The sequence below is a fragment of the Paractinoplanes brasiliensis genome (assembly GCF_004362215.1).
GTDB classification, from domain to species: domain Bacteria; phylum Actinomycetota; class Actinomycetes; order Mycobacteriales; family Micromonosporaceae; genus Actinoplanes; species Actinoplanes brasiliensis.
Genome location: NZ_SNWR01000001.1, coordinates 658,866 through 677,337, shown reverse-complemented (window position 1 = coordinate 677,337; position 18,472 = coordinate 658,866). Strand labels below are relative to the sequence as shown.

At 69.6% G+C, this 18,472-nt stretch carries 19 protein-coding genes; 10 read left to right on the top strand and 9 right to left on the bottom strand.

Translation table 11 applies throughout. From position 1 onward, the window contains the following. Window positions 1-11: 11 nt before the first annotated feature. From C8E87_RS02700 to C8E87_RS02685, 4 genes are read right to left on the bottom strand one after another with little or no spacing between them, the layout of a single operon-like run. Window positions 12-668: a response regulator gene (locus C8E87_RS02700; RefSeq protein WP_133871611.1), complete on the bottom strand. Its 657-nt coding sequence runs from the start codon at window positions 666-668 to the stop codon at window positions 12-14. Then, entirely contained in the window at window positions 665-1,819 is a 1,155-nt protein-coding gene (locus tag C8E87_RS02695) for a sensor histidine kinase (RefSeq protein ID WP_133871610.1), read from the bottom strand. Before C8E87_RS02695 ends, C8E87_RS02700 begins: the two co-directional genes overlap by 4 nt. Before the next feature lie 15 nt (window positions 1,820-1,834). Next, a complete protein-coding gene (locus tag C8E87_RS02690) occupies window positions 1,835-2,584 on the bottom strand; it encodes an ABC transporter permease (RefSeq protein WP_133871609.1) in 750 nt (249 codons plus the stop codon). Next, window positions 2,581-3,477, bottom strand: coding sequence for an ABC transporter ATP-binding protein (locus tag C8E87_RS02685; protein WP_133871608.1), 897 nt, complete (start codon window positions 3,475-3,477; stop codon window positions 2,581-2,583). The genes C8E87_RS02690 and C8E87_RS02685 overlap by 4 nt, the downstream gene beginning before the upstream one ends. A 272-nt stretch (window positions 3,478-3,749) precedes the next feature. On the opposite strand from C8E87_RS02685, the gene C8E87_RS02680 reads away from it, so the two are divergent. Continuing rightward, entirely contained in the window at window positions 3,750-5,228 is a 1,479-nt protein-coding gene (locus tag C8E87_RS02680; RefSeq protein ID WP_133871607.1) for an alpha/beta hydrolase, read from the top strand. A gap of 248 nt (window positions 5,229-5,476) precedes the next feature. On the opposite strand, the gene C8E87_RS02675 is transcribed toward C8E87_RS02680, so the two are convergent. Next, the gene (locus C8E87_RS02675; protein ID WP_133871606.1) at window positions 5,477-5,665 is read right to left on the bottom strand and encodes a hypothetical protein; all 189 of its coding nucleotides are present in this window, start codon (window positions 5,663-5,665) and stop codon (window positions 5,477-5,479) included. Window positions 5,666-5,764: 99 nt separating this feature from the next. Here C8E87_RS02675 and C8E87_RS02670 point away from each other — a divergent pair, with 99 nt between their 5' ends. Further along, window positions 5,765-5,992, top strand: coding sequence for a three-helix bundle dimerization domain-containing protein (locus C8E87_RS02670; RefSeq protein WP_203720782.1), 228 nt, complete (start codon window positions 5,765-5,767; stop codon window positions 5,990-5,992). Window positions 5,993-6,457: 465 nt separating this feature from the next. Here C8E87_RS02670 and C8E87_RS02665 read toward each other — a convergent pair whose 3' ends face one another. Continuing rightward, window positions 6,458-7,234: an alpha/beta fold hydrolase gene (locus C8E87_RS02665; RefSeq protein WP_133871605.1), complete on the bottom strand. Its 777-nt coding sequence runs from the start codon at window positions 7,232-7,234 to the stop codon at window positions 6,458-6,460. 150 nt (window positions 7,235-7,384) lie between these two features. On the opposite strand from C8E87_RS02665, the gene C8E87_RS02660 reads away from it, so the two are divergent. Both C8E87_RS02660 and C8E87_RS02655 read left to right on the top strand, forming a co-directional pair. Next, the gene (locus tag C8E87_RS02660; RefSeq protein WP_133871604.1) at window positions 7,385-8,713 is read left to right on the top strand and encodes a jacalin-like lectin; all 1,329 of its coding nucleotides are present in this window, start codon (window positions 7,385-7,387) and stop codon (window positions 8,711-8,713) included. A gap of 85 nt (window positions 8,714-8,798) precedes the next feature. Beyond that, window positions 8,799-10,031: an endonuclease/exonuclease/phosphatase family protein gene (locus C8E87_RS02655; protein ID WP_133871603.1), complete on the top strand. Its 1,233-nt coding sequence runs from the start codon at window positions 8,799-8,801 to the stop codon at window positions 10,029-10,031. Window positions 10,032-10,453: 422 nt separating this feature from the next. Here the strand turns inward: C8E87_RS02655 and C8E87_RS02650 are convergent, their stop codons facing one another. Continuing rightward, entirely contained in the window at window positions 10,454-11,074 is a 621-nt protein-coding gene (locus C8E87_RS02650; RefSeq protein ID WP_133871602.1) for a type II toxin-antitoxin system prevent-host-death family antitoxin, read from the bottom strand. A gap of 271 nt (window positions 11,075-11,345) precedes the next feature. Between C8E87_RS02650 and C8E87_RS02645 the strand changes: the two genes are divergently transcribed. From C8E87_RS02645 to C8E87_RS02635, 3 genes are read left to right on the top strand one after another with little or no spacing between them, the layout of a single operon-like run. Continuing rightward, window positions 11,346-12,080 carry an SDR family oxidoreductase gene (locus C8E87_RS02645; protein WP_133876572.1) on the top strand — a complete coding sequence of 245 codons (735 nt, stop codon included), beginning with the start codon at window positions 11,346-11,348 and terminating at the stop codon, window positions 12,078-12,080. Beyond that, window positions 12,080-12,985, top strand: coding sequence for an SDR family oxidoreductase (locus tag C8E87_RS02640; protein WP_133871601.1), 906 nt, complete (start codon window positions 12,080-12,082; stop codon window positions 12,983-12,985). Before C8E87_RS02645 ends, C8E87_RS02640 begins: the two co-directional genes overlap by 1 nt. A gap of 26 nt (window positions 12,986-13,011) precedes the next feature. Next, a complete protein-coding gene (locus tag C8E87_RS02635) occupies window positions 13,012-13,218 on the top strand; it encodes a 4-oxalocrotonate tautomerase family protein (RefSeq protein ID WP_133871600.1) in 207 nt (68 codons plus the stop codon). Between the two features lie 701 nt (window positions 13,219-13,919). Here C8E87_RS02635 and C8E87_RS02630 read toward each other — a convergent pair. Both C8E87_RS02630 and C8E87_RS02625 read right to left on the bottom strand, forming a co-directional pair. Continuing rightward, a complete protein-coding gene (locus C8E87_RS02630; protein WP_239080400.1) occupies window positions 13,920-14,657 on the bottom strand; it encodes an ABC transporter permease in 738 nt (245 codons plus the stop codon). A gap of 74 nt (window positions 14,658-14,731) precedes the next feature. Further along, a complete protein-coding gene (locus C8E87_RS02625; RefSeq protein WP_133871598.1) occupies window positions 14,732-15,712 on the bottom strand; it encodes an ATP-binding cassette domain-containing protein in 981 nt (326 codons plus the stop codon). 83 nt (window positions 15,713-15,795) lie between these two features. Between C8E87_RS02625 and C8E87_RS02620 the strand changes: the two genes are divergently transcribed. The 3 genes from C8E87_RS02620 (at window position 15,796) to C8E87_RS43455 (ending at window position 18,394) form a co-directional block, all read left to right on the top strand. After that, window positions 15,796-16,140, top strand: a complete 345-nt coding sequence (locus C8E87_RS02620) for a PadR family transcriptional regulator (protein WP_133871597.1) — start codon at window positions 15,796-15,798, stop codon at window positions 16,138-16,140. Then, complete coding sequence (locus tag C8E87_RS02615) at window positions 16,122-16,697, top strand: hypothetical protein (RefSeq protein WP_133871596.1); 576 nt, start codon at window positions 16,122-16,124, stop codon at window positions 16,695-16,697. The genes C8E87_RS02620 and C8E87_RS02615 overlap by 19 nt, the downstream gene beginning before the upstream one ends. Before the next feature lie 170 nt (window positions 16,698-16,867). Next, a complete protein-coding gene (locus C8E87_RS43455; RefSeq protein ID WP_166661042.1) occupies window positions 16,868-18,394 on the top strand; it encodes a glycoside hydrolase family 5 protein in 1,527 nt (508 codons plus the stop codon). The last annotated feature ends 78 nt before the right edge of the window (window positions 18,395-18,472 follow it).

The following is an 18,472-nucleotide window of genomic DNA, read 5'->3' as shown; positions in this document are numbered from 1 at the left end:
CCTAAAGCAGCTCAGGTGCGTGGTTGAACCAGGCCGTTGTCATAGGCGAAGATCACTGCCTGGATCCGGTCCCGGGCGCCGATCTTGGCCAGGACGCGGCCGACGTGCTTCTTCACGGTCGACTCGGTAAGGGTGAAACGGACGGCGATCTCGGCGTTCGTGGCGCCGCGGCCGATCGCCTCGAGCACCTCCCGCTCCCGTTCACTCAGCATGGCCAGCCGGGGGTCCGGGTCCGCGGCCGGTGCGGTGTCCTGGAGGTAGGCGTTCATCAGCTTGCGGGTGAGGCTCGGGGCCACCACCGAGTCCCCGCCGGCCACTGCCCGGATGCCGGCGATCAGCTCGTCCGGCTGGGCGTCCTTGAGCAGGAACCCGCTGGCCCCGGCCCGCAGTCCGGCGTAGACGTACTCGTCCAGGTCGAAGGTGGTCAGGATCAGCACGTGGGTGCGTGGGCCGGCCGCGGTGATCCGGCGGGTGGCCTCGATGCCGTCCATGCCGGGCATGCGGACGTCCATCAGGACCACGTCGGGGTGGGTCCGGTCCACCAGCCGCACCGCCTCGCCGCCGCTGGACGCCTCGCCGACCACGATCATCCCGGCGGTGCCGTCGAGCAGCATCCGGAAACCCAGGCGCTGCAAGGGCTGGTCGTCGGCGATCAGGACAGTGGTCACGCGGGCTCCTTGAGGACGACGTCGACGATCCAGCCCTGCTCGGCCGGGCCGGCGGTCACCACCCCGTCGTACATGGCGGCGCGTTCGCGCATGCCGAGCAGGCCGTGGCTGAGGGCGGCAGGTCCGCCACGGCCGTTGTCGCTGACCCGTACGCGTACCTCCCCGTCGGAGGCAGTGAGCGTGACGGTGGCAGCCGCGCCGCGTCCCGCGTGTTTGAGGGTGTTGGTGAGCGCTTCCTGCACGATGCGGTAGACCGCGAGCTGCAGGCCCTTGCCCAGGCTGTGCAGCTCACCCGAGGTCGAGTAGGTCACCGAGAGCCCCGCTCCCCGGATGCTGGGCAACAGCCGGTCGAGATCGTCGATGCCGGGCTGGGGCCTCAGTTGCGGGTCGGCGTCCTCGCCGCGCAGCACGCCCAGCGTCCGGCGAAGTTCCGCGAGGGCCTGCCGGCCGGTCTCGCCGATGAGCCGCAGCGGCTCGGCGGTCTGCTCCTCCCGCGATCTGGCGAGTGCGGCGCCCCCGTCGGCGAGGCCGACGATCACCGACACGTGGTGCCCGATGATGTCGTGCATCTCGCGGGCCACCCGGGCCCGCTCGTCGGCCACGGCGAGGCGGGCCCGCTGGTCCCGCTCGACCTCGAGCCGGGCGGCACGGTCCTCCAGTGCGACCAGGTACGCCCGGCGGGTGCGCACCGCGACGCCGGAAGCGACAGCGGCCACCGAGATGCCGAGCGCCAGGGACATCGTGAGGGTGGGGGTTTCCGTCACCGGCCCGAGGAAGTAGATCTCGGCGGTGAACAGCGCGACGGTGATCGCGGAGGCCCCGGCGAGCGCCCGCCACGTTCCCCGCGAGGCGACCCCGAAGAGCATCACGAGCAGGATGACCCCGGCGCCCACGGCGGCGTCCAGCACGCCCTCGATCAGGTCGATGACCACGACGGCCAGGAACGCCAGGAACGGGTGCTGTCGCCGCCAGTACAGCGGTGGCAGCAGCACCAGGGTCGCGATCGTGGCCGAGACGGGCTTCTCGATCAGGTTCGGGATGCTGAAGAGGACGACGGGGACGGCCACCAGGGTGTCCATGACGCGTGGGCGGTGCCGGTCGAGCGCCCGCAGCCATGTCTGCCGGTCGACCAGCCATCCTTGCGCGCTCATCGCCTGATTCTCCTCTTACGCGTCGGTCTTCTTGAGGCGATGGGCCGTGGCGGCGAGGACCACCACGACGTAGCCGGCGAAAACCGCGAGCCCGGTCCACGGTCCCAGGGCGCCGTCAGCGGGGGTCAGCGCCATCACGGCGCTGCCCGCGTTGCTCGGCAGGTACGGGGTGATCGTCTCGGCGACCGGGTCCGGCAGCAGGGCGGCCAGGCCGGGCACGATCAGCAGCAGCCCAGCCAGGATCGCGATGGCGCCGGCGCCGGACCGGACGAGCATGCCGAGCGCGACGCCGAGAACCGCGACCAGGCCAAGATAGAGGCCGGCGCCGAGCAGCGCGCGCAGCACGCCGTCGTCGCCGAGGCCGACACCGCCGACCGCGTCGTTGAGCACGGCCGAACCCAGCGCGAAAGCGGCGAAGGCCCCGGCGGTCATCGTCACCAGCGCGGCGGCCCCGGCCACCAGGCTCTTCGACCACAGCACCGGCAGCCGGCGGGGCACCGCGGCCAGCGTTGCCCGGATCATGCCGGTGGTGTACTCGCCGGCACCCAGCAGCGCGCCGAGCACGCCGACGGCGAGGGCAGCCAGGATGCTGCCGGACAGGGCCAGGTCGACGGCCGACAGGTTGTCGCCCGAGAAGGACGCCGACGCGATCACGCCGAACGCGATCAGCAGCACGACCGAGATGCCGATCGTGATCCAGGTGGAACGCAGGGAGGAGAACTTGGTCCACTCCGCGGCGACGACGCCGGCAGGGGTGATCTTCATCGGGAGGCCTCGTATTCGACAGCGTTGTGGGTCAGGTCCATGAACGCCTGCTCGAGGGAGGCGTTCTGCGGGGTGAGTTCGAACAGCGGGATGCCTCGGGCGGCCGCGGCCAGCCCGATCTCGCGGGCGGTGGTGCCGGCAACCAGCAGTTCCTCGACACCGGTCGACGTCACGGTGACGCCGGGCCCGGCGATCAGCCTCCGCAACTCGTCGGGCGCCGCGGTGACGACCCGGACACCTTCGGTGGTCACGAAGTCGGCCACGGTGGTGTCGGCCAGCAGCCTGCCCCGGCCGATGATGACGAGGTGGTCCGCGATCAGCGAGACCTCGCTCATCAGGTGCGAGGACAGCATCACGGTGCGCCCCTCGGCGGCCAGGCCGGTGAGCAGGTTGCGCACCCAGAGGACACCGTCGGGGTCGAGCCCGTTGACCGGCTCGTCCAGCATCACGACGGCCGGGTCGCCGAGCAGCGCGGCGGCGATGCCGAGCCGCTGGCCCATGCCCAGTGAGAAGGCGCCAACCCGCTTGTGGGCGACGTCCGACAGCCCGACCAATCCCAGCACCTCATCGACGCGCGAGCGGGAGATGCCGTGCGTACGGGCCAGACTGAGCAGATGGCTGACCGCGGTGCGGCCGGGGTGCATGGCCTTGGCCTCGAGCAGCACGCCGATCTCGTGCAACGGGGCCCTGGACGACGCGTACGGCCGCCCGTTGATCAACACGTCGCCCGAGGCCGGCGCGTCGAGGCCGACGATCATCCGCATGGTGGTCGACTTGCCGGCGCCGTTGGGTCCGAGGAAGCCGGTGACCTGCCCCGGCTCCGCGATGAACGACAGCCGGTCCACGACTGTCTTCGCACCGTACCGCTTGGTGAGTTCGCGTACCTGAATCATGCTCACCACGCTAGGAGCGCGGGAAGGTGCAATTGTGGTACCGCGGTCGACACCTCCGCGCCACCGCTGGTACCGGGGTACCAACGGTCACCGACACGGTCAGCGTGGCCGGCGGGATGTCACCGCGGCCCTTCTTCAGCCCGGTCAGGCCCGCCACGACCTGCGGCCGAAGCTGCGCCACTGTTCCGATGTCCGGCCGCCTCTTGACTGTGTTCCGGTGACACGGTGTCGCATCGGTACCGAAAGTCGACGGACGACACCGGAGGTTGGACATGTACCGAAAACGTGGCGTGGTGCTGGTCGGCGTGGTCGCCCTGCTCGGCACGTTCGTCGTGGCCGGGCCGGCGGCGGTGGCGCGGGAGGCCGCAGCCGGCCTGACGTGGGAGGCGTGCCCGGCCGAGGTCGTGATGCCGGCGCCGGTCGCGGTGCAGTGCGCGAAGATCCACGTACCCCTGGACTACCGGGACCCCGACGGCGAGCAGATCGACATCATGATCTCGAAGATCGCCAGCACCAACCCGGCCAAGCGGCGCGGCATCCTGCTGCTGAACCCGGGCGGGCCCGGCGGCATCGGGATCGACCAGGGCGCCTTCCTCGTCAGCAGGGGCCTGCCGGCCACCGTCTCGGACGCGTACGACCTGATCGGCATGGATACCCGCGGCGTCGGAGGCTCAACGAGGATGAGTTGCGGATTCACCCTCGAGGATCCGTACTGGGCCAACATTCCGCCGTACGCGGTCGACGACGCCGCCGTGACCCGCCAGGCGGTGATCGCCAAGCAGGTGGCCGACAAGTGCGCCGCCAACGACAAGCAGGACCGGCTGCGGCACCTCTCCACCGCGAACACGGCCCGCGACCTCGACCGGGTCCGCGCCGCGCTCGGTGAGAAGAAGGCCAGCTTCTACGGGGCGTCCTACGGCTCGGCGCTCGGGGCGGCGTACGTCTCCCTGTTCCCCAAGACCACCGACCGGATCGTCCTCGACAGCAACGTCGGTGACACCCACCTCGACCGGGCAGGCCTGCGCCGGTTCGGGCTCGGCTTCGAGCAGACGTTCCCCGACTTCGCCCGGTGGGCGGCGGCCCGGCACGACGCGTACGGCCTGGGTCGTACGCCGCAGCAGGTCCGCCGGGCCTACCTGAAGATCGCCGGGCGGCTCGACCAGGCTCCCGCCCCCGACGGGGTGGACGGCGCCGTCTTCCGCTACCTCACCTTCGCCGGCCTCTACAGCGAGATGTTGTACGGGCGGACCGCGCGCATCTGGCAGACCTATCTGCACCCCAGCACCACCCCGGCGGCCAAGCAGGCTGCGACGCCGAGCCCTCAGGACACCGCCTTCACGGCGTTCCTCGCGACCACTTGCAACGACGTCGACTGGCCCGAGGACGTGGCGACCTACCGCCGGGCCGTCGCTGAGGACCGCAGGCGCTACCCGCTGTACGGCGCCGCAACCGCCAACATCACCCCCTGCGCCAACTGGAAGCACGAGCCGTACGAGCCCCCGGTACAGGTCGACAACACGGGCCCGGCCAACATCCTGATCCTGCAGAACCGCCGCGACCCGGTCACCCCGTGGGCCGGCGGAAAGCTGCTGCGCGACAAGTTCGCCCAGCGCGCCAAGCTGGTGACGGCCGAGGAGAGCGGCCACGGCGTCTTCCTTGTCCACACCAACGCCTGCGCCCTCAACATCACCACGGACTGGCTGGTCGAGGGCAGGATGCCGGCCCGAGACACCTCCTGCCGGGCCGGCTGAACCACTGAGACCCGCCGTGCCTCCCAGACGTCAGCGCCGTCGGCTGGGAGGCACGGTGTCAGCCTCCCGGCGCGGTTGGATGCTGCCGGCCTGGGCGGGGCGGCGGATCGGGTGAAGAACCAGCCGCTCGTTCGGTGCCGTCTTGTCGAAGGAGTCGTCGTCACCCACGTCCGGTTGATCGCTGTGCCGTGACGGACGACTCGCCGTCAGCCGTGACAGGCGCGGTCGGCGATGCCGCGAGGTTGGGTTCATTGGTCGTCCCAGGATCGGATGCGACGCAGCAGCGTGCGACTCTTGTGCCGCACCGCGCCCATGCGGGTGAGGATTTCATCCAGCGCGGTGATCAGGTCGATTCCCTTTTCCGCGCCGAGGCGCTGCCCGTCCGGCTTGGTGCGGACGATGCGCGTTGCCTCGCCGGGTGCGACCGACCCCACCACGGCGCCGATCGCGCCGCCCTCTCACCAGGGCTCTTGGTCCGGAGAGGAGGAGTCCTTCGTGCGATGCGAGACCCGCCTGTCACAGGCGACGCTGGCGGTATGAGCGATGACGGCAAGGCAGCGGTGAGTGCGAAGGAGGCCCAGGCGCTCGACCATGTGGCGCGGTCGGTTCGGGACCGTTACCCCGGCGTTCCGACCGAGGCTATCGCGGAGCGGGTCCGCAGCGCCCACCAGCGGTACGCGGACGCGCGAGTCCGGGATTTCGTGCCGCTCCTGGTGGAGCGGGAGCTCATGGCTGAGCTGCGCGCTTCCGGACGGCCGTCGTGACGTTGCCGTGATGTGGTGAACATTTCGTCGGCAGGTCGACCGCTGTTCGACCAGGCCTGGGCTTGACCGCCCAAAGCATCGCGGTACCGGAAGGTGACACGGATGGCCGGTACGACGGGCACCCTGGTGGCGGCCTGCCGACAACTCCTCGATCGAGGCCGCCGCTCAGTTGAGCGTTGCTGGCGTCCCTCACCGACGGCGACTGGGCCGTGCCGTTCTCAACCGCGGGGCCATGCAGATTTCAGGCATCCCCACCGTCTGTCTCTCCAATCAGCTCTGATGATGGAGTTCTCCGGAGGTAGGGGCCACGCGGTGTCGTCTGTGTATCGGGTCTCGACCTCCGGCCCACGCCGGAAGCGGATCTGCCGTGGCCGGCCAAGTACAAGAATCACGGAACGGTGGACGGCGAGAAATTCGCCGTCATCGACGCGTTGGGTGAGCGGCCCTGGGCGGATCCGAGCTGGGTCAGGCGATTCGTCCGGCGCCGGACGTGCCGGCTCCCGCTACCTTCTCGTCGAGGAAGGCGATGACCTCGGCGCTGAATCGGCCCGGCGCGAGGCTGTGCACGCGATGCCCGACCGGGATCGTCGTGAACCGAGCGCCCGGGATCGCCGCCGCCACGTCGGCCAGCCGCTGCGGCGGGATCAAGCTGGACGGGCCACCGGACACAATGAGGGTCGGCTGCCGCACATCGCCGAGCCGCGCCCACCAGCCAGGGTCCGGGCGTGCCAGCTGGCGGAAGATGGACCGCATCGCCCGCAACTCGAAGTCGCGGGGCGTGATCGCGACGGCGGCCGCCGCGGCCAGGAGCTGCATCGGGCCGATGCCGTTCAGCAGCGCGGTGCGTCGTGGCGGGGCCGCCAAGTCTTCCATGACCAGCCGGGCGATTCGGCGCTGCGAGTGCTGGGCGGCGGCCAGCGCGGCGTACCCGCCGACTGAGTGCCCGATCAGGACCACGTCTCGCAGATCCAGAGTGTCCAGCAGGCCGAGGACATCGTCCCGGATGCCGGCCAGCGGGTAGTCGGCGGTGCGGGCACTGGTGGCGTGCCCGCGCAGGTCGACGGCGACCGCCCGATGACCCGCGGCGATCAGTTGTGCGGCGAATCGGTCCCAGGTGCGCGAGTTGCTGCCGCTTCCGTGCAGCAGCACCACTGGTGTGCCCGCCGGATCGCCCGAATCCCGGTAGCCAAGGCGGACACCGTTCACCTCGACGGCGCCGATGGTCGACCAGTCAGATGTCATTCACCTTGTTTACCAAACGTTCCTCCGAGAACCCGGCATGATCCATCCACAGGTAACCGATCATCTCGCGGCCACTCATTGGTTCCGAAAAACATTCACCTATCTTGATATGGTCCCCTCCCTGATCTCGTTGACGCCAGGGAGCCCCCGATGAGACCCCTTCGTTTGTTCAGCGCGGTGGTCGGCCTCGCGGCCGCAATATCCGCGACAGCCGTCCCCACCTCGCCGGCGGCGGCCGCGTCGGCCACCACCGGATCCTTCTCGGTGCTCAGCTACAACATCGCCGGTCTGCCGGAGGGGCTGTCCAGTGGTAGCCCGAAGGCGAACACGCCGGTCATCGCCCAGCGGATCAGGCCGTACGACGTCGTACACGTCCAGGAGGACTTCAACTACCACGCCGCCCTGTACGCCAACAACACCCATCCGTACCGGACGCCCACCAGCGGCGGCGCCGCGTTCGGCGACGGCCTGAACACCCTGTCCGACTACCCGTACGACGACCTCACCCGCGAGGACTGGAACGCCTGCAACGGCACCGACTGCCTCACGCCCAAGGGCTTCACCTGGTCGCGGGAACGGATCGCCGAGGGTGTCGCCATCGACTTCTACAACCTGCACCCCAACGCGGGCAGCACCGACGCCGATCTCGCCGCCCGGCGCGCCAACCTCACCGAGCTCTCGGCCTTCATCGCGGCCAACTCCGCGGGCAACGCGGTCGTGGTCGCCGGCGACACCAACACCCGCTACACCCGCGCCGGTGACAACATCCGTGACCTGCTGACCGCCAACGGCCTGACGGACGCCTGGGTCGAGGAGGAGCGAGGTGGGGTGCCGCCGGCTGCCGGCAGCCCGGCGCTGGTCTGCGACGACGCGACCGTCACGGACGCCTGCGAGGTCGTCGACAAGATCCTGTACCGCGGCAACCAGTACGTGACGCTGGCCCTCACCTCGTACCGCAACGAGAATGCCGCGTTCCGCACCGCGGCCGGCGCGATGCTGTCGGACCACTACCCGATCGCTGCCGACTTCCGCTGGACGCTCAACCCCGAACTCTCGCTCAGCGACGCCTTCGGTGGGCCGCACGGCACGGCGTTCACCGACGTCGCCGCGGTGCCGGTGGGCCGGCGGGTCGGTCAGCTACGTCTGCGAGCGGGCTCGCGGGTGGACGGTCTCGGGATCACGATGGCCAACGGGCTGTCATACGATCACGGCGGCCAGGGCGGCACGCTGAGCACTTTGAATCTGGACACGGGCGAGCACCTCACCTCGGTGACGCTGCACACGGGCCGGCGTGACGGCCGTACCCGCGTCTTCTACGCCCGCTTCGCGACCAACCTCGGCCGTACCCTCGCCGGCGGCACCCCGACGACGAGCACCGTCACCTACGCCGCGCCGACCGGCTGGCAGATCAGCGGCTTCCACGGCCGGTCCGGCGCGGAGATCGACAAGCTCGGCGTCATCTATACCCGCGTTCCGTAGCCTCACCGCCTCGTCCGCTTTGCGGCCGCCGTCCTGACAAGATCATCATCCATGTACGGGGAGATGTAGATGGTAATCAGACCCCATGAAACTTCTCAGTACCGCGCTCGCGGCGGTCCTGCTCGTGACGGCGCCGTCCACCGTTGCGTCGGCGCACAACCGCGACCATGATCTGCGTATCGCCACCTATAACCTCTCGCTGAACCGGCCCGCCGAAGGGCTGTTGCGTGAGCACCTGGCAAGCCCGGACGTCGACGACGTGTACCGGCGCCAGGCACGCAACGTCGCCGAGGTGATTCAACGCGCCGCGCCCGACATCGTGCTGCTCAACGAGTTCGACTACGACCCCGAGGCGGTACGGCTGTTCGCCGACAACTTCCTCGCGGTACCGCAGAACGGCGCGCCCGCGCAGCGTTACCCGTACCGGTTTGCCGCGCCCTCGAACACCGGCATCGCCTCCGGCTTCGACCTGAACAACAACGGCGTCGTCGACACCACAGCGGGAGACCAGGCGTACGGCGACGACTCATTCGGCTTCGGCCTGTTCCCCGGCCAATACGGCATGGTCGTGTATTCGAAGTACCCGATCGATCGGCACCATGTGCGTACGTTCCAGAAGTTCAAGTGGCGCGACATGCCCGGCAACCTGATCCCGGCGGACTTCTACTCGCCCGAGGAGCAGGCGGTCCTGCGGCTGTCTTCGAAGAGCCACTGGGACGTGCCGATCAGGGTCGGCGGCAAGACCCTGCACCTGCTGGTATCGCATCCGACGCCGCCCACCTTCGACGGTCCCGAGGACCGTAACGGCCGGCGTAACCACGACGAGATCCGCTTCTGGGCCGACTACGTCCGCGGCAAGTCGTACTTCTACGACGACCAGGGCCTTCGGGGCGGGCTGAGGCCAGGGGCGGCGTTCGTCATCGCCGGCGACCAGAACGCCGACCCGTACGACGGCGACTCGTACGACAACGCCATCCGCCAACTCCTGTCGCACCCTTTCGTCAACTCACGGACCGCCCCGGCCGCCGACGGCGCGGCCGAGGCGGCGACGCTGCAGGGCGGCGCCAACCTGACACACAAGGGAGACCCGCACCTCGACACGGCCGACTTCGCCGACACCGCGCCAGGCAACCTGCGGGCCGATTACGTGCTGCCGCGTCGCGGTCTCAAGGTCACCGGTGCCGGCGTCTTTTGGCCGGTCCAGGCCGACCCGTTGTCCCGGCTCAGCGGTGTCTACGACCCGCGGTGGTCGGCGGTGAACGGTTTCCCCACCTCCGACCACCGCTTGGTCTGGCTCGACCTGGCGAACCGTCGCTAGATTCACCGCCGCTCAGCGAGGCGTCCTCAGCGGCGGTATGCCGCTGCGTTCCTTCGCGTCACCGGCGGCCGTGGGCATGCTGACCCGCCCACGGTCGCCTTTCGCCACGAGCATTACGCCGCAGCCGTGCCGCGAGCCGCCCTCGAGTTCTTCAATCAAGAAGGGCACTTCCTCTTCTACGGTCACGCCGACGACATCCTCGCCGCGCTGGTGCGCTCCTAGCTGGACGGTTCGGCGTTCGGAGTCGCGCTGCGCCGACCGGGTTCCCGGGCCATCAGGAGGACGGGGATGAATGCGCTGACCGCCAGCAGCGGAGTGGCGATGCTCCACCGTGGCTGCGCGCTTTGCCGGCGGCTGAATGAGGGCGCGTCGTGTTCGTGACCTTCCGCCGCGCCGAATCCGCTGCTGCGTCAGCAGCTCGCTCAGGCCGGGGCGGTCTCGCCGTACTCGATGGGTGGTTCTGCGGGCGGACGGCGTAGGCGGGCGAGGGCGTGGGCGACGCTGGCGCCGGTGCTCGCGCCGATGTGAGCGCCGGACGGGTCGACCGCGATGGCCCGGAAGGTTTCCGGCTGCGGCAACCGGCCGACGTTGCCGTCCTCGCTCACGTCTCCCGGATCGCCGGGGTCGTGTTGCAGGGTGATAGTCGCTCCGGCGCGCAGCAGCTCTTCGACGTTCAGCCGTTCGCTGGGAGTCGTGCTCATGAGCGCCGCGACCGCCGTGTTGTGGCGGCGCAGCAGTTGCGGCGTGCCGGCGTGAGCTGCGCGTAACAGCTCGGCGATCTTCGGTCGTGCCTCCGACACCTGATGAGAAGGCAGGAGTGCCGGCGGCTCGTTCAACTCGGTCAGCGGCACCAGCACCGCCCACATCCAGCCGCTGCGCTCGTAGGTGATCAACGTCGGTACCCTTGCCTGCGCCGAGTCGATCAACCGCGCCCAGTCTTTACGGGCATCCTCCACCCCGACCGGCGTACCCCACCGGAGGACGGCGTCGCGCAACGGCGCCGGCCAGTCGACGTGCGCCCAATCCACGCGCCCCTTCGCCATGACCACACCTTACCGTAATTTGTAAGGTTAGTGGTTGCGCTGTCGATGAGTGCGGGCGGCCACTGGCGGACGGCTCAGCCGGCTCTTGGTCGCCGGGCAAGCCCGGCAGTGCTGCGTCGACGCCTCTGCGGCTCTCTTCCCGCGTCGATGTTCCGGTCACCCGAAAATCGATGATACGTCACATTGCTAGCGCTGATTCGACGTCCGTGCTAGCGTCTTCGTATCGGTGAAATGCACGCGAGCTATCACTGCTACTGATGGGACAGGTGTCATGGCAGATCAGAGGGTCGCTGTTGTTACCGGAGCGTCGCGCGGTATCGGCCGCGCCATCGCCACCACCCTTGCCGCGGACGGTCAAGCGGTCGTCGTCGGCTATGCCGGCAACGAGGCGGCGGCGAAGGAGGTCGTCGAGGAGATCGCCGCCGCTGGAGGCAAGGCGATCGCGGCGCAGGCCGATGTGGCCGAGGAGGATGAGGTGTCGGCAATGTTCGACCTCGCCGTCGATGCGTTCGGCGGCGTCGATGTGGTCGTCAACTCCGCGGGGAAACTGGCGCTGTCACCGATCGCCGAGCTGGACCTCGACGTGCTCGACGACTTGCACCGGACCAACATCCGCGGGTCCTTTGTGATCGCTCGCGAGTCCGCTCGCCGCATTCGTGCCGGTGGCGCGATCGTGATGCTGTCGACATCGGTGGTCGGTCTGCAGTTCCCGAATTACGGCGCATACGTCGCCAGTAAGGCCGCGGTCGAGGCCATGATGCTGATCCTGGCCCGGGAGCTTCGCGGCCGCGATGTCACCGTCAACGCTGTCGCACCCGGTCCGACCGCCACAGAGTTGTTCTTCGAGGGCAAGGACGAGGCGACCATCGAGCGGCTGGCCAAGCAGCCCCCGCTCGAGCGGCTCGGCGCCCCGGCGGACATCGCGGACGTCGTCGCTTTCCTTGCCGGCCCGGGCGGACGGTGGGTCAACGGTCAGGTTCTGCGCGCCAACGGGGGCATCATCTGATGCCTGCCGGGAAAAAGGTCATCCTGGTCACCGGCGCCTCCAGCGGCTTCGGCAGGCTGACCGCCCAGACCCTGGCACGCTCCGGCCACCGTGTCGTGGCCGGTATGAGAGCAACCCAGACACGTAACGCAGCAGCGGCGCACGAACTCGACGAGCTGGGCAGCATCGAGAATCTGACGCTCTCCGCCGTGGAGCTCGATGTGCAGTCACAATCCTCCGCCGACGAGGCCATCGCCGTGATCCTCGAGCGCCACGGCCGGCTCGATGTGGTGGTGCACAACGCTGGTCACATGGTTCTGGGACCGGCCGAGGCATTCACGCCCGAGCAACTCGCTGCCGTGTACGACATCAATGTGGTGGGCACTCAGCGGGTCAACCGTGCCGCCCTGCCCACCCTGCGCGGCCAAGGCGCCGGGCTGCTGGTCTGGGTCGGCAGTTCCTCAACCCGCGGCGGTCACCCACCGTTCCTGGCGCCCTACTTCGCGGCCAAGGCGGCGATGGACGCCCTGGCCGAGAGCTACGCCGCTGAGCTGATCCGTTTCGGCATCGGCACCACGATCGTCGTGCCCGGCGCTTTCACCTCGGGAACCAACCACTTTGCGCACGCCGGTCATCCGCAGGACACAACCACCGAGGCTGCGTACGACGGTCTTTACGGTGAGATCCGTGCCTTGATCGACCGGCGTTTGCCGGCACTCGTCCCGCCTGACGCCAACGTGCAGTCGGTGGCCGACGAGATCGCCCGCGTCGTCGACCTGCCGGATGACTCTCGGCCCTTCCGGACCCACATCGATCCGAGCCGCGACGGCAGCGAGGTCGTCTCCGTGGTGGCCGACCGGATCCGGGCTGAGTTCTACCGCAGACTCGGCGTCGAGGGTCTGCTGCCCTCGAACGCCGCGCTTTGAAAACCACTACCAGCCAGGAGAGCGACATGCCTTTCGCCAACCTCAAAGTTCCCGCTGACACCCTGACGCCCGAGTCGAAGAAGAAGCTCATCGACGCCGTGACCGACGCCTACGCGGACGTCTACGGCGAGCGCGCCCGCGCGACCACGCTCGTGCTGGTCGACGAGGTTGCCGAAGGCGGCTGGGGCCTTGGCGGCAACATTCTGACCGCCGAGATGCTCGGCCGCAGCTGACCAACGAGCGGGCTGTGGCCGGCGGGAGACACTCTTCCGGTCACGGCCCGGGGCCCCGGCAAAGTCGTGGTTCGGCGCCACTGCAAACGCCGACTGAACCCACCACGGGATTGAGCCGGCGGTGCTCAGCGGCTGCGGGGTGCGGTCGCCTCCGGTGCGAGGCAGGACGGCGTCGCCCGTCCAAAGGTTCGACGCGGTGCCGGCGTCGAGGCGCTCGGCGTACAACGTGGCCTTCGGCTCGATCACCCCGAGGTTCTCGGAGAGCTCGGCCCGTACGCGGACCTCGTGGGCGCGCAGCCGCTCCAGCCCTCCCGCTCGTTGCCCGGCCCGGCCGCGATCAGTTCCGCGTACCGGCGGATGTCGCTGAGCGGCATTCCGCACGACCGGAAGCCGCGGCGCAGGCGTAGCCACCCAATGGCGGAGTCTGCTGGGCGACGCCTGGTCCGGCGCGGCGCCCGCCACTGTCGTCCCCGCCCGGCTGGACGACTTCGCGGGCGGCAATCAACTTCGACGTGTCGGCAGTGCTGGGGATCGGCCCGGTCGCCGGTGATGCGGATACGGCTCGGGGTGGTAGCCCATGTGATCGTCAGCGACCGTCTCGACGGAGTACGGGTCGTAGCCCGCCTCGCGAGCGGTGCTGTCGCCCGGTACGGTGCCCGTGACACGGCGCTCGAGCAGCGGATTCGGGCCGGCGCCGGAGTTCAGGAGGCGGCCGCTCTGCGGAATGCGATGACCGCGGCCGGGATGGCGGCGGCGAGCAACCCGGCGACCCACCCCACGGCCAGCCATATGACCTCCGAGGTGAGTCCGCCGAGGGTCAGCGCGCGAAGCGCATCCACAACCGCAGTCATGGGGTTGATCTTTGCGAAGGCCTGTAGCCAGCCGGGAAAGGTGGCCACTGGGGCGAACGTGGAGCTGGTGAAGATCAGGGGGATGACAGCGAGCAGGCCGCCGATCCCGGCGGATTCGGGGTCGCGTACCAGGAGCCCGAGCAAGGCGAAGATCCAGGAGAAGGCGACCCCGACGCTCAGCGCCAAGCCGATGGCGGCAAGGGCGGCCGGTAGGCCGGCGTGAAACCTGAATCCGATCAGCGAGGCGACGCCGGTCATCAGGGCCAGGACGAACAGGTTGCGGACAGCGTCGGCGACCGCGCGGCCGGCCAGTGGCGCCGAGCGAGCGGCCGGCAGTGCCCGGAATCGGTCGATCATGCCGGTGGCCAGGTCGTCGGCGACCGCGACGCCGGTCTGGGAGCAGCCGAATGCGAGGGACAGCACCCAGATGCCAGGCAGGACGTAGTCGATGTACGTCGTGACGCCCGGCGGATGGATTGCGCCGCCGAACGTATAGGTGAACAGCAGTACGAACATGATTGGCTGCACGGTCGCGAACGCGATCAGCGTCGGCACCCTGACCAGCCGGCGCAGGTTGCGGCCGGTCACGGCGCCGATGTCGATGATGAGCCGCCGCGGACCGCCCCCCGATCGGGTCACTTCGACGGGGCGGACGGCGGACGTCATGGCTTTGTCCCGGTGCCGGCTGCGGCACGCGTGGACGGCCGCGGATGGTCGGTGAGAGCGAGGAACACCTCGTCCAGGGTCGGGCGGCGCAGTGCCAGCTCAGTCACCCGCAGTCCACCGGCGGCCAGCCGCCTGGCAACGTCGGGCAGGATGCCGGGCCCGCCGTTCACCGCAACCAGAACGCGAGCTGTTCCGCGATCGACGCTCGGTGGGGCGCCGAGCCCGGACATCGCCACCGCCAGTTGGTGAGGATCCGTGTCGGGCGCGGCCTGCAGTTCGAGCCGGTCGCCGCCGATCTGGCTCTTGAGCCGCTGCGGGCTGCCGGCGGCGATCACCTGTCCGCTGTCGAGGACCACGATCTGGTCGGCGAGCCGGTCCGCCTCCTCCAAGTACTGGGTGGTCAGCACCACGGCGGTACCGTTGGCGACCACCTCCTCCAGCAGCCGCCAGAGGTGGGTCCGCCCCCGCGGGTCCAGGCCGGTGGTGGGCTCGTCGAGGAACAACACCGGCGGCTGGATGACCAGGCTCGCGGCGACGTCCAGACGGCGGCGTGTCCCGCCCGACAAGGTGCGGGCGGTGCGGTCAGCGGCCGCCGTGAGGTCGAGCAGTTCCAGTAGCTCGTCGGCCCTGCGCCTGGCGCCCCGCCGGGTCAAGCCGGACAGGCGGCCGATCATTCGCAGGTTCTCCCGGCCTGTCAGGTAGGCGTCCACCGCGGCGTACTGGCCGGAGAGCCCAAGAAGCGGGCGCACCCGCGCCGGTTCACGTATGACATCTCGTCCGAAGATGTGGGCGCTTCCGGCGTCCGGAACCAGCAGCGTGGTCAGGATGCGTACCGCGGTGGTCTTGCCGGCTCCGTTCGGGCCGAGCAGACCGAGCACTTGCCCGGGCAGCACCACCAAGTCGAGTCCGCTCAGCGCGGTCACCCCGCCGAACCGCTTGACCAGGCCGTTCGCCGCTACCGCAGGCTGATCAGTCATCGCCATCACCGCGATCATAGCTAGATTTACTACCTATCATCGGACGGTAGCATACCTACCTATAGGCCGGTAGGATCGCGTTCATGAAGGCCGATGCCCAGGCGCTGAAGGGTCACCTTGACGTGCTGCTGCTCGCGGCGCTCGATGACGGTCCGCGCCACGGTTATGCGGTCAAGGAGGCGCTGCGTGAGGGCAGCGGCGGCCGGTTCGATCTGCCGACCGGAACCATCTACCCGGCCCTGCATCGGCTGGAGGATGCGGGGCTGGTTGCCGGGGCGTGGTCAGTCGTCGACGGGCGCCGCCGGCGGACCTACCACTTGACGCCTGCCGGGCATCGGCGGTTGCACGCCGACCGGGGCTCGTGGCGCGATTTCGCTGCCGCGGTCACCGCCATCCTGGACGGTAAGTCATGGCCGGCTGCCACCTGATCGACGACTACCTTGACGAGCTGGCCGATCGCCTGCCGGGCGACGCCGTTGACGAGCTCGCCGACGGCGTGTACGAAACGTGGCGACATCACCTCGAACGCGGCTTGGATCCGGCGGGCGCCGCGCACGCCGCGATCGCCGAGTTCGGCGCTCCGGCCCAGATCGTAGACGCCTTCGTCGCCCACGCCGGCGGGCGTCGAACGGCTCGTCTTCTGCTCGCCTCCGGCCCCATCGTCGGCGTCTGCTGGGGCAGTAGCCTGGTCGCGGGTCGAGCTTGGACGTGGCCGGTTCCCGCCACCATGGCGGTGATGCTGGCCGGTTCCCTCCTCGCTGTCGTGGGATGCCTCGCACTTGCCGCGACCACCCGGCACGGTTATCGCCGCACCCGACTGGGCCACATCGGCGCGGCCGCGCTCGTCGTCCTCGACGCGGTGATGCTCACGATCCTGGTTCTCGCCGCGCCCTCGTGGGCCTGGCCCATGACGCTCGCCGTGCCGGCCAGCTTGATCCGCATGACAGTGACGCTGCGGCGCATGCCGAACCCACGTGCGAGCTGAGACGGCTACCACGAAGCATCCGCTCGGGCCCGCGACGAATCGGTCCGACGGGGTCTCCCCGTCGCGCGGCCGGGTGGTCCGTCCCCGGCCGGGCCGGTCGACCGGCCGTTGATCCGAATTGGGAGCGCTCCCGTAATGACTGGTGTCAGTGAACGCCAGCGGAGGCCCCCATGCGTAGATCCCGATTCAATCAGAACCCGACCAAGGTGCGCCGATGGCAGGTCGCCGCGGTGGCCGGGGTCACCGTGCTCGGCGTCGGTGTCGGTTTGGGGGTCGCCTCCGCCGGTGAGTCGGTGCCGACCGTCAACTGCCCGAAACTGACCATCGGCGTCGCCGTGCCCGCCCAGCAGCAGGCCGACGTGCAACGCAACCTGGAACTGCTCAACCAGCAGATCGACGAGGCCGACAAGCGGATCGTCAGCACCCAGGGCCAGGGCGGCCCCAACTTCGTGCAGAACGCGATCCTCGGTCCGCTGCGGGACAAGCGGTTCGCCACCATCGAACGGATCGAGACCGCGATCGCCCGCAACGCCGCCCGCCCCGACCTCGACGCCGAGGGCCTGGCCCCGTGCACGCTGAACCAGAAGGGTGGCGCGTCCGGGCAGCAGCCGACCGCGGTCCCGACCGTCGCGGCGCCGGCCACCACCGCCCCGACTGCCGCGCCGACCACCGCGGCGCCGCAGGAGAGCGTCCCGGCCGAGGCCGAGGAGACCACCGCCCCGCCCGCGGGCGACGACGCTGACGACCAGGAGGCGCCGGCGGGCACCCCGGTGGCGCGCAACGGCCGGCTCCAGGTCTGCGGGGTGCAGCTCTGCAACGAGGCCGGCACCGCGATCCAGCTGCGCGGCATGAGCAGTCACGGGCTGCAGTTCTTCCCGAACTGCGTGAACGAGAACTCGCTAGACGCGCTGCGCAACGACTGGAACGCCGACTTCATCCGGCTCAGCATGTACGCACAGGAGGGCGGTCTGGAGACCGACCCGGCCGGTTTCACCGCCAAGGTCAACGGCCTGGTCGACGACGCCACGGAGCTGGGCCTCTACGTGATCGTCGACTTCCACGTCCTCACCCCGGGCGACCCTAACGCGAACACGGACCTGGCCAAGAAGTTCTTCGCCGACGTGACCGCCGCGCACCGGGACAAGGACAACGTCATCTACGAGATCGCCAACGAGCCCAACGGGGTCAGCTGGGACGGCATCAAGAACTACGCCGACCAGGTCATCCCGGTGATCCGCCGGAACGCCCCGGACAGCGTCGTGCTGGTCGGCACCCGCGGGTTCTCGTCGCTCGGCCTGACCGACGGCGCCGACGAGACCGAGATCCTCGACGACCCGATCGGCTTCGAGAACATCATGTACACGTTCCACTTCTACGCGGCCTCGCACGGCGCCGACCGCCGTACGGTCGTCGCCCGCGCGGCGCAGAAGCTCCCGCTGTTCGTCAGCGAGTTCGGCACCCAGACCTTCACCGGTGACGGCGGCAACGACTTCGCCAGCACCGACGCCTGGCTGGACCTGCTCAAGGACAACAAGATCGGGTACGCCATGTGGAGCCTCTCCGACGGCCGCGAGACCAACTCGGCCTTCGTGCAGGGCACCTGCGCCGGGACGAACTTCGCCGGCGCCGGCGTGCTGACCGAGTCGGGCCGGTACATCCGCAGCCGCATTCTCACCGGTGTCGGCAGCGCGAACTGATCCGAGCCCACCGATCGCGGGCCGTCGCTCAGCTCAGGGCGGCGGCCTGCGCGTCCACGTTGCCGCAGGTCGGGTGGT